We start from the raw sequence: 17,061 nt of genomic DNA, 5'->3' as shown, positions 1-17,061 counted from the left end.
ACGAGATTCATGGCAGCCAAGACGTGGTTCATCACCGGCACCTCCAAGGGATTCGGACGCGAGTGGGCTATTGCAGCCCTCGACCGCGGCGATCGAGTCGCAGCCACTGCTCGCAACACGGCGACACTGCACGATCTCGTGGAGAAATACGGCGACGCGATTCTGCCGATCGAGCTGGATGTGAATGACCGCGCTGCCGACTTCGCAGCAGTCGCCCTGGCGCACAAGACCTTCGGATCGCTCGACATCGTCGTCAACAACGCCGGCTACGGCCAGTTCGGGATGATCGAAGAGATCTCCGAGGAGGACGCCCGCGCGCAGATCGAGACCAATGTCTTCGGAGCGCTGTGGGTCACTCAGGCCGCGTTGCCGTTCATGCGTGAACAGGGCAGCGGCCACATCCTGCAGGTGTCGTCCATCGGCGGAATCTCCGCATTCCCCAATGTCGGTGCGTACCACGCGTCCAAGTGGGCCCTCGAAGGATTCAGTCAGGCCCTGGCGCAGGAGGTCGAGGACTTCGGTATCCACGTGACGCTGATCGAGCCGGGTGGGTTCTCCACAGACTGGGCCGGTCCGTCCGCCAAGAAGTCCACCGACATCGCCGCGTACGACCCGATTCGGAAGAAGGCCGCCGAACTGCGGAGTGCAAGGCAGGCGACTCCTGGCGATCCGGTAGCTACGCGTTCGGCGCTGCTCAAGGTCGTCGACGCCGAAAAGCCGCCGCTGCGAGTCTTTTTCGGAGAAGCACCGCTCCAGATCGCGACGACGGACTACGAATCACGCCTGGCGAACTGGCGCGAATGGCAGCCCGTGGCCGTCGAGGCGCACGGAGGCTGATCTACAACCACCCGTTTTCACGTGCGGACTTTATCGCTTCGAGACGACTGCTTGCGTCCAACTTGGTGATGATGCTCGAGAGATAATTGCGCACGGTTCCGGGGCTGAGAAACAAGCGTTCGCCGATCTGCTTGGTGGACAACCCTTGATCGACGAGCCTTAGGACGTCGAGTTCGCGGTCCCGCAGTGGATTCGGTCCGGCGCGCAATGCTTCGGCGGCAAGTGCGGGATCGATGACAGTGTGCTTGGAATACACGGCTTTGATACCGGCGAAGAGGTGCACCGCGTCCGTGCTCTTGAGGAGATACCCGTTCGCTCCCGCGGCCAATGCGTCGTGCACATGCCCGCTGCCGGGTAGGGCAGTCAGCAGCAGCACTGGGGTGCGATCATTCATTGCTCGAAGGGCGGCCGTGGCTGCGATGCCCGTCATCCCGGGCATGTCGATGTCCATCAGGATCAGGTCCGGTCGCAGGCGAGATACGGCATCGCATACTTCGTCTCCACGCGACACTCGACCGACCACTTCTACGTCAGGGTCGGTGGACAGCAACACTTCGAAAGCATCGGCGAGCAATGCGACGTCCTCGGCAAGCAACACGGTGATCGTCATACGTCTGCCTTTACCCTCGGGATGGTGGCCACGACTCGAAACTCGGTACCCGATGCCGTCTTGCCGGCTGTGAATCTGCCTCCGACGGCTTCCACCTGACGGGTCAAGGCAGCGATCCCGGTTCCCGTACCCGCGTCGGTCTCCTCACGTGTGACGCCGTCGTTGGTGAACTCGAAGACGTCGCAGTCCTTCTCAGCGGCGACTCGAACGGTGCACCTGCGTGGGTGAGCATGCTTGAGCATGTTGGTGGACGATTCGCGTACGACGGCGGCGAAGATGCGGTCCACGTCGCTGACCGGCGGGGCTTCCACCGACGTCAGGCAGTCGATGCCCAGCCTGGCACACATCGCTTCGACGGCTGCCAGCTCCGACACGAAGTCGTCGAGGATGGGTCCGCTGGTAATCCTCCTGAGATCTGCCTGACCACTGTTGAGAACGTCGTGCACATGCCCCAGCTGTTCGCGGGCCTTCTCCGGTTGGTTCTCGAACATCTGCAGTGCAGCCTGATTGCGTAGCTGCGCGGTCACCAGAGTTCGGCCGATGACATCGTGTAAATCTCGCGAAATCCTATGTCGCTCAGCATCGACGAGCAGCCGGGCAACCTGTTCACGAGACGCCCGCAAAGCATCGAGTGCCAGCGCAAGTTCGGTGAGTACGATCAGGACCACAGTCGTACACGTGTTGAACAACGTGATTCCGAACGCCTGTAGGGGTTCAGCGCGGTCCACGCCGACAGTGACAACGGTCGCAATGACGAACACACCGCCGACGACGGCTGGTGCCCAACGTCCACGCACCAAGGTCGCCGCGATCGCGACCGACATCGCGCTCATCTCCCAGACCTCGGAAAGCGGGACGAGGACGATGCCGAGCGGAATGGCTATCCACGCCGCCACCGTCAGTCGGGAATCGACGCGTCCCAATACCGACATGCGTTGTGTCAGCACCAGGATTACTGCAATGAAGACGACCATCGCTGCTGCCAGTAGAGCAAGCCCGTATCCGATGATTTCCCGGTGATCGAACACCGTTGTCAGAGAAATGAACGTGAACAACGCTACGACGAACCAACTCGCAATGAACGCGACCAACGCGCTGGGGAACCGCTCGTCGCGTCGGGCATCGGTTTTCTGCGTGGTCACTGCCGTCACTTTCTCCGGGTGAGGAACCCACACTATGAACGACGCCTCAGCGCTCGGCAACCGTGACCTGTATGTCACTGGCGGCCGGTCGCCCCGGCGAATCGTCGGACGGCAGCGAAGGAGAATCCGAAGAACCAGGCTGCGAAGTTGATGAGGGCACCTGCCAGTGAGGCGTGAGACCCGTCGAGGTTGTAGCCGTCAGTCAGCGCGTAGCGGGCCAACGTCGCCACGCCGTAGAGCGGTGTCACCTGTGCGACGGCGAGCATGCCGCCAGAGAGCGGGATGAAGATGTTGCCCAGGAAGGCAAGTCCGGTCATGACGACGCCGGGAACGTGGGTGACCACCTCGGGTGGCAGCAGCATCCCCAGCACCAGGCCGAGAGCGGAGAAGATCGCAGATCCGATCCAGGCCACGTCGAGGCCGGTGATCCAGACAATCGCGTCGGCGTGGGCACCGGTGAGTGCTCCGAGGACGCCGACCACGATGACCGGGATGGCCGCGTAGACCTGGCAGGCGATGATGCGCGATGCGACGTATCCGCCGGCACCCAAGGGAGACAGGCGAATTGTGCGCAGCCAGCCGTTGGCCTTCTCGTTGGAGATGCCCGCGGCCCGCGAGATCGTGCCGATCGACGCACCGTAGACGGCAATTCCGATCATCATCCAGGCCTGAAAGTTGCCGTGCGGCAAGTCGACTCCGGCGCTGGGCTCCACGATGCGGAACAGGGCGAGGTAGAGCACGGCGGGCAGCGCGACGGTGAAGATCAGATTCTGTGGGGTGATCTGCCTGCGGATGTCGTGCAGTACGAACGTGGGGTGCAGTCCGCGGCGGGGGCGTAGTGAGGTTGTAGTGGTCATCGCGTGTCCTCAGTTCTGGTGTGTGCGGTCGGTCATCGCGGAGAACGCTTCGTCCAGTGAGGCCGACACGATCGCGATATCGGTCGCGGACGTCGACGTGCTCAGTGCGCGCACCACGGGGTCGGTGTCGGTGCACACGAAGCGGAACCGGCCGTTGGCGAGTTCCTGCGGCCGCGAGCCGGTTTGCGCTGCAACGAATTCGGCCTCGGAACGGGGCAAATTGGCATCGACGGTCCGACTGGAGACGGTGGCCTTGATCTGGGCCACGGTGCCGTCGGCGACGAGGGCTCCGTCGACGATGACGACGATTCGATCGGCGAAGTCCTGTGCCTCTTCGAGGTAGTGGGTTGCGAACATGACGGTGGTGCCGTTGGCTGCCTGCGCACGCATCGCCTGCCAGAAGTGCTTGCGCGCAGTGACATCCATGCCGGCGGTCGGCTCGTCGAGCAACAGTAGCTCTGGGTTGGAGAGCAGTGCGAGGGCGAACCGCACCTTCTGCTGTTCGCCACCGGAGCACTTCGAGACGCGACGATTGACCAGATCACCGAGTCCGGCGCGGGTAATCGCTGCAGCGGGATCGGCACCGATGTACAGCGAGCCCATCATCGCGACCAGTGCGCCGACGGTGACGTCAGACAACAGTCCACCGGACTGTAGTACCGCGGCACTGCGTCCTGTCGACGCGGCGGTCAGCGGATCGGTGCCGAGCACCTCGATGGTGCCGCCGTCCGGCTCGGTCAGTCCGAGGATCATGTCGATCGTCGTGCTCTTGCCTGCGCCGTTCGGCCCGAGAAACGCCACAACTTGCCCGCGCGGAATCGAGAGGTTCACATCGCGGACGGCGCGAACTTGCACACCCGTGGAGTCGCTGAACGACTTGTGAACGCCGGTCGCGTGGATCGCGAAGCGGGGCGCGGTCCCCACCGCCTCGTTGCGAGCTGAACTCTCCGTGATCATCTGCGATTCCCTTCGCTCCGTCGATGCATATTCGGCCGTGTTCCTCGGCGACACATCGCACTCTTCACTGCGACGAAAGTGCTGGTCAACGGCAAACGGGACGTCGTTTCCAGTGTCATGGTGAACTGCTGACAACTGTCATATGCAAGTACGGACCAGGTGTCACGTAAGTGCCCCAATGCTGGGATTCACGCCCCTCGTGGAGATCCATACCGCGTTGATGGGGAACGAGTAACGCCGGAGGGCGTGGATCGGGGGGCGTGGCCGAGCGGCGACTGGACAACGACAAGTACGAAGTCGAGGTCCACCAAAAAGCGCTTCGGTCTGTCAGTTCTCCGGAGTGGGCGCGGCGATAGTCGCGGCTGTTCTGCTGTCGACTTCGGCAGTGTCCTCGAAGTAGCGCCGAAACAACGTACGCATCGAATCGATGACGTCGATGTGCTGCTGCAGAATGACGTCGAGTGACGTGTCTTTGCCGGTCGCCAGGCGAGCGAACCTACGTTGTAGGTCCTGAGCAGATTTCATGTCGCCCCAACTCTTGGTCTCCGACAGTTTGCGGGCGTCAGCTTGCATTTTCTCGAGGTGCGCAAGATAGACATCGCAGGCAGCGTCGCACTTGGCGGCGACGTCTGCAGGAATGGTCAGTGTCCCAGCTTCAGCTAGAGCGTTGAGTCCTTGCCAATGGGTGATCAAATCAGGCGGCGACTCGGACATAGTTTGCACCCTTCGGTTCTGAGGGTCAGGCAGGAAGTTGGGACTCGAGCAGTGTGACTACGGAATTGAGCTCGATACATGGTTCGTACGGCGGGTCGTCGACACGTCCGGCAGTAACCAGAGTCGCCCTGACCAGTTGTGCTCCCGCAGCAAAGGCAACACCGCAGTTTCGGGACGAGTCAGCAGACAGTTGCTGGTACTGGGTGGCGTCACGTGCGCCCACTCGGACGGATTGAAGTCGGTCGAAGTAACTCGGATCGTCGATGTAGTCGATACTCGCAATCCCCACGAAGAGCGAGAAGAAGTATTTGCTGCTGGGCGGCTGACTTTCCCATCCGCAGATCTTGAATCCGTTTTGATCTCTGCCGAACACTCCCGATTCCTTGGTGGCCGTGTTCAATCCCGCCTGCTCGATGGCGTCGTCGGGGATGGTGCATGGATCCCACGGCGTCGGTGCGGCGACGGCGATGCTGGTCGTCGCGATGACTTCGGGGACTGCAGTACCGTCTTGGCCCGTCGAACATGCGGTGAGCAGGAGCAGACCTACTGCGAATGCCGCCCATCGACTGCTTCGATGCATGTGCACTGTCCTTTCCCAAGAGCCCATCTACGGGTTGGACGCAACGGAGTCGGCACTGGTTCCGTTTACCGGCTCCGGACTCGAGAGCTCCGGCTCGCAATCGAGCAACTCACGAGAACTTCAAAACCCGACCGGTCGGTCGAACTAGTGAGTCATCCCGCTGACAGATCCGCGTCGGTTTGGCATTGTGGTGGGATGCAGCGGCGCGTGGGCGAGAGTTGGTCCGCGGGACCGGTCTCAGGGGTAACCCCTGGGTACATGAAGAGAATCGAGCACTGCGTCCGAAGCAGCTCGGCACGCTCCGCGTGCTTGCCTGCTCCGAGGACGAAAGATTTCGGTCGCCCCGCGCCGCTGCATTCTCTCGCTCGAGACCCGTTGGAGCGACCGACGTGAACGACCGCGAACTGTCTCCGCGCGCCGCTGCAACCCTGGCTCGTTTGGCTGCCGACGCAGAGTGGACGCAATCAGGGCTAGAGGAGGCGTTCTCTCGATTCATGCCGGCCAAGGCCTCGCGGTTGGCCGATCGAATCATCGACCTGTACCCGAGTCCGCCGTTCGACGAGGCGTCGATATTCTTTCTGCTGCGCGATCTTCCGTTGATCGCCGATCCGTCGAAGTCGTCGCCGCGAAAGCCCGTGCGTGGCCGTGTCGTACCCTGGCGGTTCGAGGTGCCTCGCTACGAGACGACGGGCCAGCTCGCGCAATCACTGGATCTGACCATTTCCGAGATCGAGTGGTTCGCAGATCTGCAAGGTCGGCTGCGTACTGCACCGTTTCCCCTGCAGCACTATCGATCTGCTCGTCTCGACAAGCGCCACGGCGTTCGTCTGCTCGAGGTGCCCAAACCGCGCCTGCGCGAGATTCAACGAAAGATATTGCGCCGCATCCTGGATCGAATTCCGCCTCACCCCGCCGCGCACGGTTTTCGTCAAGGGCGGAGCCCCCGCACGTTCGCGACGCCCCACGCCGAGCGTGAGGTGGTGATCTCGGTCGACTTACGTCGCTTCTTTCCGTCCATCGGGTTCGATCGAGTGGTGGCGATCTTCGAGGCCGTCGGCTACCGCCGAAAGGTCGCTGCGAATCTTGCCGCGCTGTGCACAACGGTCACTCCGGCCGGAGAATTGACGGGCATGGACCGCGCGACGGCGGCGAGGCTTCGCACCACTCACTTGCCGCAGGGCGCACCGACGTCGCCCGCCTTGGCCAACCTGGCTGCCCGTCAACTCGATATTCGAGCTGCCGGGCTCGCTCGCACCACGGGTGCCCGCTACACCCGCTACGCCGACGACCTGGCGTTCTCCGGTCCGGCCGAGCTCGACGTCGACAAGTTGCTGTGGGTGGTGTCCCAGATCGCGCACGACGAGGGCTTCACGATTCATCCCGACAAAACCCGAGTGCGGCGCGCTCATCAACGCCAACAGCTCACCGGGCTGGTGGTCAATGCGTGGCCCGCAGTTCCGCGAGAGGAGTACGACAACCTCCGCGCGTTACTGCACAACTGCATCGGTAGCGTTGCAGCCCAACAGAATCGAGACGATCTGACCGACTTCCGTGCCCATGTGTACGGACGTATCGCGCGGATCGGCGAGACCAGCGAGACACGTCGTCGGAAACTGCTCGAGATGGCAGCCCGGGTCGACTGGAGCTGATCCGCCGTGTTCGAGCGCGGTGATCCGGGTAGTCGGAGTTGGTACACCGACGTTGTGCAAAGGAGCCGACATGAACGACCTGACCTTCACCATCGGGCACGAGGAACTGGTGATTCGCCAGCGGTGGGAAGTTGTCAGCATCATCAACGACATTCTCGTTGCGGTCTGGTTCATCGCCGGCAGCATCCTCTTCTTTCAGGAGAGCACGACGGTGATCGGTACGTGGTTCTTCCTGCTCGGGAGTATCGAACTGCTCATCCGTCCCGTGATCCGACTGGCGCGACGGGTCCATCTGACGCGGATCGGTCGTGCACAGACCGCGTCCGAGGGGGACGACGACTTCTGACCACATCGACGGTCACTTGTTCGATATTGTTGACATTTGTTGTTATCTGGTGAATGTTGTGTGCATGGACTCAGGATCGGTGACGGTGTGATGCTCGCCCATCAACGTCAGCAGAAGATCCTGGACCGAGTGCTGTCCGACGGAGCGGTCACGGTGGCCGCGTTGGGCACTGCTCTGTCGGTGTCCGACATGACCATTCGACGTGACGTCAACGAACTGGTCGCCCAGGGCCTGGTCGAGCGAGTGCATGGCGGCATCACCGCGCCGAGTTCCGCGAGCGCGTTCGAGCCGGGTTTTCCGGTGAAGTCCGAGCAGAGCCGTGACGCCAAGGCCGCCATTGCCCGCGCCGCCGCACGATTGATCCGGCCAGGAACGACCATCGGCATCTCCGGAGGTACGACGACACACGCGCTGGCGCGGGAACTGCTTCGGATACCCGACATCACCGTGGTGACCAACTCCTTGCCCGTCGCCGACGTCCTTCATGCCGGCGGTAGAGCAGACCACACCGTGTTGCTCACCGGAGGCCAACGCACCCCGTCGTACGCACTCGTCGGTCCGTTGGCGGTCGGCGCGTTGCAGACGCTGCACGTCGACATTCTGTTTCTCGGCACGCATGGAGTGGACATCGATGCGGGCCTCACCTGCCCCAATCTGCTGGAGGCACAGACCAATCAAGCCTTCGTCGCCTCGGCTCGACGCGTCGCGGTCCTCGCTGATCACACCAAATGGGGTGTTCGCGCCCTCGCAACCACCGCTGCGTTGTCGGAGGTTGATGTGATTGTCACCGATGTCGATGTGCCCGAACGTATTCGCGACGCGCTGACCGACATCGTCGATGACGTGGTCGTCGCAGCCGGTCCCGCCGAACCCCGGCCGACCACCCAGGAAGCGAGCAGTCGATGACCACGCAGGACACCACCCATCCCATGCGCAAGACCTCGACCACACTGGCCGACGGTCGAGAATTGATCTATTACGACGACACCGAGCCCTACCTTTCCGGTGGTGACACCCGGGAGCTCGTGGACTCGCGGCCGCTGCCGCCCTCGATGTCGCTCTCGCAGATGAGATTCGACGTGCTTACCGGCGAGTGGATCGTCATGGCTGCCCAGCGGATGGATCGCACGTTCTTGCCTCCCGCCGACCTGTCCCCGTTGGCCCCCAGCCGTCCCCGCCGGCCGCCGACCGAGATCCCGGCCTCGGACTACGACGTCGTGGTGTTCGAGAACCGCTTCCCGTCATTGGCGGGAAGTGCTGCGCAACAGACTCTTCCGGCAGCGGTCGACGGTGAGCCGCTGTGGCCGCTGGCGGCAGGTACCGGTCGGTGTGAGGTCGTCTGTTTCGCCAGTGATCCCGACGCATCTTTCGTCTCGCTGGAACTGTCGAGGGTGCGAACGATCATCGACGTGTGGGCAGACCGGACGACGGAGCTCTCGGCGATCGATGGAGTGAAACAGGTGTTCTGCTTCGAAAATCGTGGCAAGGAGATCGGTGTCACCTTGACTCATCCACACGGCCAGATCTACGCCTACCCCTACCTTCCTCCGCGTACCGGTGCTTTGATCAGGCAGTCGCGTAAGCACTTCGAGAACACCGGTCGGGTTCTGCTGGCCGATGTACTCGCTGCCGAGTTGCGTTCGGGTCGACGGATAGTCGTGGATGTCGAGCATTGGGTGGCGTACGTTCCTGCGGCGTCACGCTGGCCGCTCGAGGTGCATCTTGCTCCGCGCCGCGACGTCGCAGATCTGGCCGAACTGAACGACGCGGAGCGCGACGAGCTGGCCGGCGTCTACCGCGCATTGCTGAGGGGCGTCGACGCATTCTTCGATGGCGTGGACGAGGTGCCCTACATTTCGGCGTGGCACCAGGCCCCCGTCGGGGACGATCGAGAGCTGGGACGTCTTCACCTGCAGCTGTTCTCGATGATGCGGTCACCGGGCCGGATGAAGTTTCTCGCCGGATCCGAGTCGGCGATGGGCGCATGGATCAACGACACGACTCCCGAGAGAATCGCAGACAGATTGCGTGAGGTGTTGGTGTGAACTGGTTGAGCGCCGTATCCGAGCAGAGCCTCGCCGACGGTGCTTCGGAGCTGTTCGACACCGCGTTCGACGGGGAGCCGGACGGTGTCTGGATCGCACCGGGGCGAGTCAACCTGATCGGCGAACACATCGACTACGCAGGAGGTCTGGTGTTGCCGTTCGCGCTGCCCTTCGCTACTGCAGTCGCTGTCAGGCGGCACGAGGATGCCACGATGCGGGCGGTCTCGACGCACACGGACCGGACGTGGACGGGGCAACTCGGTGACATCGGACCGGGAAGTCCGTCGGGCTGGGCCGCGTACGTGGCGGGCGTCGCGTGGGCGCTGCAGGAGCACGGGATAGACGGAGTCAATGTTGCCGTGCATTCCTCGGTACCGGTGGGTTCGGGCCTGTCGAGTTCGGCGGCCCTCGAGTGCTCGTTCGCCTTGGCCCTGAGCGATCTGTTCGATCTGAACGTCGATCGAAAGGTACTGATCGACGCCAGCATTCGGGCCGAGAACGATGTGGCCGGCGCGTCGACCGGGGGAATGGATCAAGCCATCGCGATGCTTGCCGAACGAGGACACGCCCTGCTTCTGGACTGCCTCGACGGGTCGACCCGGCAGATCCCACTGGACGTCGCGGCGTCGGGTGCTCGCATCATGGTGATCGACACCAACGCTCCGCACCGTCTGGTCGACGGCCAGTACGGTGCCCGCCGAGCCGCCCTCGACCGCGCTTACCTGGAGCTGGGTGTGCCGACGCTGCGCGGACTGGACCCCGAGCGGGCGGTATCGGGGCTTACCGATCAGGCTCTCGTTCCCCGAGTTCGTCACGTCACCAGCGAGATACGACGAGTCGAGCGGGCAGTAGCGTTGCTGGACGCCGGTGCCATCGGTACCGAACTCGGCGACCTGATGACGGAGTCACACGTCTCGCTTCGAGATGACTACGAGGTGAGTTCCCCCGAGTTGGACAGCGCCGTCGATGCTGCGCTGCGAGCCGGGGCATACGGGGCCCGTATGACTGGTGGGGGGTTCGGGGGTTCTGCCATTGCGTTGGTTCCGATAGCTCGGGTCGATGCAGTCGCTGAGGAAATCTGTACGAGCGCAGAGCGATCCGGGCTACCGGAACCGACTTTTCTATCCGCAGAACCATCGGGGCCCGCGCACCGATTTCGGTGAGTCGAATCAGCTGCGTACCTGAGCTGCCGCGAACGAGGCACCCTGCGTCGTCGAGCCGTTGGTGCCGTAGGTCAGGTGAGCGAAGGTGTTGAAGCCGCCGATCTGGCACACCGGGTCGCCGAAGTTGCAGAAGCTGTTGGTGCGTGAACCGTATGTGCTGCTGGCTGTTTCGATCTTCCTGCCGGTGAGCCCGAATGGGTTGCCGAACACCACAACGGCCTCGATACGGTCGGCGATCGCGGCCGGGATGACGGCACCGGTGAAGCTGCTGGGAGTGCGCAGACCGACTGCGTTGGTGACCACGGTGGCCCCCTGCGAGTAACCGCCGATCACGAATTTCGTCGACGGGCACGATGCCGCAACGGAATTGAGATGAGCCACGAGGTCGCGAGATCCGGGTCCGGCGCTGGCCTGGGTGAAGTCGGCGGCGTAGTTCACGGCGTACGTGCTGACCGAGCGATCCGAGAGTTGCGATTTGACGCTGTTCACAAAGGGAGTACCCGTGATGCCGAGGCCGGGAAGTTCCCCGGTGCCGCGAGCGAACGAGACGTCCACATCCGAACACGGCGCGGCCGACGCCACTCCGGTGGGAAGCGCCACTGCGGTGGCGGAGATAGCAAGTGCAGCAACGGAATAGGCGATCAGGCGTCTCTTCATGGCGAGTCCTTGTGGGTTCGGGGCAGGAGCATCGAAACGAACCATAACCGCTGCGACGTCGCATTCACAGGGTCGTTCAACATTTGATTACAGACGCCCGGTCGGTTATCGAGGCGGGTCCGGGAGGCCGTCTCGCGGCGTCTCGAGAATTCGACGCCGAGCCTGGTTTCTCAACGTCTGTTGCGCTACGGTGACCGCTGGGGTGCCGTAGACCTGGCGAATGGCCTGGTCCGAATTTTTCGTGACCATCAGGGAGCGCACTCGATCGATGCGACGACCGGCGAAATCGGTTGATCGGTGCGCACAGAACGGGTCGAGCCACCGCACGGCGCGCGATACTTGACCCTCACACAGTGTGAGACGGCAGTCTCGGAGGGTCATGTTCAGTATCGGAGAGTTCGCATCGATCGGCCGGGTTTCGGTTCGCATGCTTCGGCATTACGACGAGATCGGGCTGTTGACGCCGGCACGGGTGGATCCGTTCACCGGATATCGGTCGTACGACGGTAAACAGTTCGAGGAGTTGGGCCGCATCCTGATGTTCAAGGACCTGGGATTTCGGCTCGACGAGGTGAAGCAGATCGTGCATGCGCAGGTCAGCGAAGACCGATTGCGTCGGATGCTCGTCGCCAAACGTGAAGACGTCGCCCATCGACTCGATCTCGATGCCGCCCGACTGCGTCGGATCGATGCGCGCCTCCGCGCCGTAGAGGGAGAAGATTCGATGGTCACCGTGGACACCAAGTCGCTGCCGGCCACCCGAGTCGCCGTCGTCACCGAGAATGCTGCCGGTTACGGGCCACAGAACATCGGCCCGGTGATCGGTCCGATGTACGCCCGGCTCGCGTCGTCTCTGGCACGAGACGGAGTCGAATTCGGACCGTCGTCGATCGCCCTGTACGAGGCCGTCGACGACGGTGACGGCACCGGCATCACGGTGCACGCCGCGTTCGAGATCGCCCCCGACGTCGATGCAGGCGTGGACTACGACGTCGCCGAGCTACCCGCGGTCGATCTCGCGCTGACGACCGTGCACCACGGCTCGATGGCGACGATCGGGGAGACCTGGGAGCAGTTCATGGCCTGGATCGACGCCAACGGTTACGAGCTCTCCGGCATCTGCCGCGAGTACTACCTGGTCTCCGAGCCTGCGCCGCAGGAGAACTGGGTGACGGAACTGCAGCAGCCGGTCGTCCGGCGTCAGGACGCCTGAGCGAGCTCAACCAGCGCCGTGCACTGGCAGCCGCCGGTGATCTCCTCGCACTCGAGCACCAGGAAGTGGCGAACGTACTCGAGATCCATGCAATCGGGTTCCGTGCATTCCGCACTACCGACTGCGTGGATCACGAGTGTTCCGTGGCAGGTATCGACACTGGCGGACATGGGAACCCTTTCTGTCGTCGTGTACTTCCTTGATATCACCGGGTACCGACAAGTTCGGGAAGCAAAGGGCGTGTTCGACGCCTGAGCTGCGCGAACTCGCGTGGGCTCACGCGCCGAGGGTAGGGCTGGCCCTACCTCACCTCGTGGGTTCGCAGTGAGGACGCCCCGGCAACTGCCCACTTAGGCTCATCCGCATGAACCAGGCATTACCGATTCCCTTCAATCCCCTCAGGGCGTGGATTTCGCAGCAGTGGTGGTTGGCAATGGCGTCGCTGTTGGCGACGACGTTCGCCGGACTGGGCGGTTGGCTGATCGTAGGTCTGCTCCTGCTCGCGGTGTTCGCATTGCCGTTCGCCCTCAGCGGTGTGCTCGTCTTCGTGCTCACGATCGTGGTCCTCCGTTGGCTGGACATCGCGGCGCGAGCGGGCATAGACCTCACCAGTGGCATCGAGATCTCCAAGCCCGACACCATCGTCTATCCGACCAGCTGGCAGAAGTTGGTGTGGTGCGTCCGTGACGTCGGACTGTGGAAGTCGCTCGTCTACTGGATCATTCGTATTCCGATCTCGGCCGCGCTGCTGTTCTTGCTGCCTGCGCTGTTCCTGGCACTTCCCGTTCTGGCTGCCGCCCCCATCGCGTGGTTGATCACCGATCCCGAGGGCACCGGGCTGGAGATAGCCGAACGAGTGGACTTCCCGCTGGTTGCGGTGATCGGTGTGGCAGCTCTCGTGGTCTTGGTTGCCGGCGTGCCGCCCCTGACGACCCTGATCGCCAAGCTCGATTGGTGGAGCGCTGCAGCACTTCTCGGGCAGTCCGAGTCGAGCAAACGGGTGAGCGAACTGACAGTGAGCCGCGCTCGCGTCGTCGACGCTGCCGATGCCGAGCGGCGACGCATCGAAAGAGACCTGCACGATGGTGCCCAACAACGGCTGGTCTCGGTAGCAATGTCACTGGGGCAAGCGAAGTCTCGCGCCTCGGCTACCGACGACGTGGTGTTGAAAGGGCTGCTCGACGATGCACATCGGGAGGCGAAGAACGCGATCGGGGAGATCCGAACGTTGACGCGCGGGCTGCATCCCCCGATCCTGACCGATCGTGGACTCGACGCGGCACTGTCGTCGGTCGCGGCGTTGTCGACGGTTCCGGTGACGATCGCCATCGACCCGGCCCTCACCGGCGAGCGTCGTCCGAACGCCACCGCCGAGTCGACGGTGTACTTCGTGGTATCCGAGGCCTTGACCAACGTCGGCAAGCACGCCCACGCCGGAAACGTGCAGGTGGACGTCGTTCGCGGCGAGTCCTCTGTCGCCGTCACCGTGGTCGACGACGGTTGCGGCGGTGCACATCTCGAGCCCGGCGGCGGATTGGCCGGGTTGGCCGACAGGCTCAGCGGAATCGACGGAACCCTGACGGTGACATCGCCGTCCGGCGGCCCGACACGAGTGGAGGTGACCATCCCGTGCGAGTGATCATTGCCGACGACTCGGTATTGCTACGTGAGGGTGTTGCGCGTTTGTTGGTCGACTCGGGTGCCGAGGTGATCGGAAAAGTAGGTGACGCGGCGCAGCTGTTGACGCTGATGTCGGCTACCGAGCCCGTGCCCGACGTCTGCGTCATCGACGTGCGGATGCCCCCGACATTTCTCGACGAGGGTCTGCGAGCGGCACTGGTGATTCGTGAGCGCTGGCCCGATGTCGGAGTACTGGTGCTCTCGCAGTACGTGGAGGAAAGGTACGCGGCAGAACTGATTCGGCAGAGTACGGACGGCGTCGGATATCTGTTGAAGGATCGCGTCGCCGATGTGGACGAATTCTCCGACGCGGTGAAGACGGTCGCCAATGGCGGAACCGTCATCGATCCCGAAGTGGTGCAACAGATTCTGGCGCGAGCACCACGATCGGATCCACTTGACTCGCTGACACCGCGAGAGCGGGATGTGTTGACGGCCATGGCCGAAGGCAAGTCCAATGCCGGCATCGCAGCCGCTCTGGTCGTCGGTCAAGCAGCCGTCGAGAAGCACATCGGAAACATCTTCGCCAAACTCGGATTGCTCGGTGACAGTGCGGATCACCGCCGGGTCATGGCAGTCCTACGATACCTGGGAGCTATTCGATGAATCGAATTCCATTGTTGCGCTACACGTTGGCGATCACCACCGCGGCGGTCGTGGTCGGTGCGGCCGGAGCCGGCACAACTGCGGCAATCGCGCTCGGCTTCTCCGTTCCGAAAACGCAGAACTACGACTATTCGGTAGATCACGCGATCGACGGCTCGCAGCTGACCGTGACTACCGGGTTTGCGCACCTGAAGTTCGTGCCCAGTCCCGATGATTCGCTGCATGTTCGAGCGCACGGTATCTACCGAGGAGACAGCCCCACAGTCGATGTCGAAGCTGACGGCTCGACGGTAGCGGTGGAATGCACGTACGACAAATACGGATCATGCGACGCCGACGTCGAATTGCAGATACCGGCAGGTCTGACCCTCGCAGTGAACGGGGCGGGCGGTGACGTCGTGCTGTGGGATGTCGATGCAGACGCGACCGTATCCACCGCGTCGGGATCGGTGTTCGCTCGTGGATCGGCAGGAGCCATCCGGGTCGACACTCGGTTCGGCGACGTGAAGATCAGCGATGCAACTGCGTCCATCGTGGACGTGAGCACGACGTTCGGTGAGATCACCGTCGAATCGCGCACTGCACCGGAATCGGTGAAGACGCGCAACGTTATCGGTGACACGACGATCGGCCTTCCTCCCGCCGACTTCTATGCCGTCGACGCTGCATCCGAGAAAGGCGACGTCGTCGTCGACGTGGTGAACGACCCGAGGTCGCCGAAGACGGTCTCCGCTACCAGCGAGGAAGGGCAGATCACGGTGCGGGCACGTTAGTGCACGTCAGTGGCTGCGCCGCCATGCACTGAACGATCGGACCGAGGATGTGGTGGGACGCGTCAGCCAGGGCCATGGATGCAATTCGACCGGGGCGATGGCGTCGGCGATTCGTGAAAAGCCGGGAACGGGTGCCCAGGTGGCGGCCAGAGACCGTCCGGAAAGCTCATCGGCTACTCGGCCGCGGCGTACCTCCAACGGCCGGGTCGACGCGATCTCGCCGAGGGTCTCGGCGAGGAACACCAGTCGCTTTCCGGACAGCCGAAGCTTGCGCAGGAGTGGTTCGTCGAACACGAAGACGGCAGGTCGCTCGGGATTCGCAGCCATGGCGGGGTCTGTAGTGCCGAGCGATTCGGCGGTCAGCCAGACCTGTTCTGCACCATCGCCTTCCACGTGCACGGGGCCCGCGGGTACCGGTGCCTTGTTCAGATCCGGGCCGTCGACTGCCGGTCCGAGGTCGTCGTCGGGCCAATTCTCGATGGGGCACGCATCCTTCAGCGCGCAGTTGCGGCACAGGGAAGGTGCGCGCTTGTTCACCTGCCACCGGCTGAATCCGTAGACCTTGCCGCTTCCGGTGCCGACGGTCCACTGCCAGCCGAGGCGGTTGGCCGCCCGTGAGCCGTCGAGCAAGTGGGTGAACATCTCGTCCTCGCCCTCGCGCCATGACGCGCCGGCACGCACAGCCCATTGGGATGACAACCACATGCGTGTCTGATTGACAAGCCAACCATCACTGTGCAATTCGCCCACTACCGTGGACATGCAGTTCATCTCGTCGGGCCAGGGTTCGGAAGTCCAGTTCCGCGGACGCGGCTGCTCACGGCGCAGAGATTGCCCCAGATCGGTACCGACCCGGGCGTAGAGATGGCGTGCGTACTCCTGCCACATGAGCTCGTCACGGTAGCGCGTGCGATCGCGCGCCGGGGCGTCCGCGACGGCGTCCCACACCTCACGGAGGGTGAGCAGACCGTGTCGGATGTAGGGCGACATTCGACTGGCTCCCCGGCGATTCGCAGGAAGGACAGTGCTGCGGTCGCGGGCGTACCCGGTGATGTCCAAGCTCGCCAGCGCGGCATCGGCCGCCGATTGGCCGCCGCGAATGCCACCCGGAGCTATGTTGTCCGGCCCCTCGAGCGTCAGGTCGCCCAGATGCTCGGCAACCCAGGAAGCGACGTCGTCGGTGGTGAAGCCGTCGGCGATCGACGGGGGAGCGGGGAGCTGGGACATGGACC

At 63.3% G+C, this 17,061-nt stretch carries 18 protein-coding genes; 10 read left to right on the top strand and 8 right to left on the bottom strand.

The genetic code is table 11. From position 1 onward, the window contains the following. Window positions 1-9: 9 nt before the first annotated feature. Window positions 10-837, top strand: a complete 828-nt coding sequence (locus QM588_RS00440; RefSeq protein WP_032407786.1) for an SDR family oxidoreductase — start codon at window positions 10-12, stop codon at window positions 835-837. Between the two features lies 1 nt (window position 838). On the opposite strand, the gene QM588_RS00435 is transcribed toward QM588_RS00440, so the two are convergent. The 6 genes from QM588_RS00435 to QM588_RS00410 all read right to left on the bottom strand — a co-directional run bounded on the left by QM588_RS00435 (window position 839) and on the right by QM588_RS00410 (window position 5,697). Next, window positions 839-1,447, bottom strand: a complete 609-nt coding sequence (locus tag QM588_RS00435; protein WP_283310849.1) for a response regulator transcription factor — start codon at window positions 1,445-1,447, stop codon at window positions 839-841. Further along, complete coding sequence (locus QM588_RS00430) at window positions 1,444-2,589, bottom strand: sensor histidine kinase (RefSeq protein WP_283310848.1); 1,146 nt, start codon at window positions 2,587-2,589, stop codon at window positions 1,444-1,446. The genes QM588_RS00435 and QM588_RS00430 overlap by 4 nt, the downstream gene beginning before the upstream one ends. Before the next feature lie 74 nt (window positions 2,590-2,663). Next, complete coding sequence (locus QM588_RS00425; protein ID WP_283310847.1) at window positions 2,664-3,446, bottom strand: ABC transporter permease; 783 nt, start codon at window positions 3,444-3,446, stop codon at window positions 2,664-2,666. Between the two features lie 9 nt (window positions 3,447-3,455). Then, window positions 3,456-4,403 (bottom strand): ABC transporter ATP-binding protein, encoded by a 948-nt coding sequence (locus QM588_RS00420; protein WP_283310846.1) that lies wholly within the window; start codon window positions 4,401-4,403, stop codon window positions 3,456-3,458. A 327-nt stretch (window positions 4,404-4,730) separates the two neighbouring features. Beyond that, window positions 4,731-5,117: a hypothetical protein gene (locus tag QM588_RS00415; protein WP_283310845.1), complete on the bottom strand. Its 387-nt coding sequence runs from the start codon at window positions 5,115-5,117 to the stop codon at window positions 4,731-4,733. Window positions 5,118-5,142: 25 nt separating this feature from the next. After that, window positions 5,143-5,697 (bottom strand): DUF3558 family protein, encoded by a 555-nt coding sequence (locus QM588_RS00410; protein WP_283310844.1) that lies wholly within the window; start codon window positions 5,695-5,697, stop codon window positions 5,143-5,145. 389 nt (window positions 5,698-6,086) lie between these two features. Between QM588_RS00410 and QM588_RS00405 the strand changes: the two genes are divergently transcribed. The 5 genes from QM588_RS00405 (at window position 6,087) to galK (ending at window position 10,900) form a co-directional block, all read left to right on the top strand. After that, the gene (locus QM588_RS00405; RefSeq protein ID WP_283310843.1) at window positions 6,087-7,346 is read left to right on the top strand and encodes a reverse transcriptase family protein; all 1,260 of its coding nucleotides are present in this window, start codon (window positions 6,087-6,089) and stop codon (window positions 7,344-7,346) included. Between the two features lie 70 nt (window positions 7,347-7,416). Beyond that, a complete protein-coding gene (locus QM588_RS00400) occupies window positions 7,417-7,692 on the top strand; it encodes a YrhK family protein (RefSeq protein WP_283310842.1) in 276 nt (91 codons plus the stop codon). 60 nt (window positions 7,693-7,752) lie between these two features. After that, on the top strand, window positions 7,753-8,598 hold the full coding sequence (locus QM588_RS00395; RefSeq protein WP_283310841.1) for a DeoR/GlpR family DNA-binding transcription regulator: 846 nt from the start codon (window positions 7,753-7,755) through the stop codon (window positions 8,596-8,598). A gap of 23 nt (window positions 8,599-8,621) precedes the next feature. Beyond that, complete coding sequence (gene galT, locus QM588_RS00390; protein ID WP_283311758.1) at window positions 8,622-9,737, top strand: galactose-1-phosphate uridylyltransferase; 1,116 nt, start codon at window positions 8,622-8,624, stop codon at window positions 9,735-9,737. Further along, entirely contained in the window at window positions 9,734-10,900 is a 1,167-nt protein-coding gene (galK, locus tag QM588_RS00385; RefSeq protein ID WP_283310840.1) for a galactokinase, read from the top strand. The genes galT and galK overlap by 4 nt, the downstream gene beginning before the upstream one ends. 6 nt (window positions 10,901-10,906) lie before the next feature. Here galK and QM588_RS00380 read toward each other — a convergent pair whose 3' ends face one another. Continuing rightward, entirely contained in the window at window positions 10,907-11,557 is a 651-nt protein-coding gene (locus QM588_RS00380) for a cutinase family protein (RefSeq protein ID WP_283310839.1), read from the bottom strand. A gap of 379 nt (window positions 11,558-11,936) precedes the next feature. On the opposite strand from QM588_RS00380, the gene QM588_RS00375 reads away from it, so the two are divergent. From QM588_RS00375 to QM588_RS00355, 4 genes are all read left to right on the top strand, one after another. After that, window positions 11,937-12,770 carry a MerR family transcriptional regulator gene (locus tag QM588_RS00375; protein ID WP_283310838.1) on the top strand — a complete coding sequence of 278 codons (834 nt, stop codon included), beginning with the start codon at window positions 11,937-11,939 and terminating at the stop codon, window positions 12,768-12,770. A gap of 364 nt (window positions 12,771-13,134) precedes the next feature. After that, window positions 13,135-14,409 carry a sensor histidine kinase gene (locus QM588_RS00365; RefSeq protein WP_283310836.1) on the top strand — a complete coding sequence of 425 codons (1,275 nt, stop codon included), beginning with the start codon at window positions 13,135-13,137 and terminating at the stop codon, window positions 14,407-14,409. After that, the gene (locus QM588_RS00360; protein ID WP_283310835.1) at window positions 14,400-15,056 is read left to right on the top strand and encodes a response regulator transcription factor; all 657 of its coding nucleotides are present in this window, start codon (window positions 14,400-14,402) and stop codon (window positions 15,054-15,056) included. Before QM588_RS00365 ends, QM588_RS00360 begins: the two co-directional genes overlap by 10 nt. Continuing rightward, entirely contained in the window at window positions 15,053-15,829 is a 777-nt protein-coding gene (locus QM588_RS00355; protein WP_283310834.1) for a DUF4097 family beta strand repeat-containing protein, read from the top strand. Before QM588_RS00360 ends, QM588_RS00355 begins: the two co-directional genes overlap by 4 nt. Before the next feature lie 6 nt (window positions 15,830-15,835). Here the strand turns inward: QM588_RS00355 and QM588_RS00350 are convergent, their stop codons facing one another. Beyond that, window positions 15,836-17,056: an FAD-binding domain-containing protein gene (locus QM588_RS00350; protein WP_283310833.1), complete on the bottom strand. Its 1,221-nt coding sequence runs from the start codon at window positions 17,054-17,056 to the stop codon at window positions 15,836-15,838. Window positions 17,057-17,061 lie beyond the last annotated feature (5 nt).

This window comes from Rhodococcus sp. IEGM 1354 (assembly GCF_030056855.1).
In the GTDB taxonomy this organism is placed as follows: Bacteria; Actinomycetota; Actinomycetes; order Mycobacteriales; family Mycobacteriaceae; genus Rhodococcoides.
This window is presented reverse-complemented; position numbering and strand designations above follow the sequence as displayed.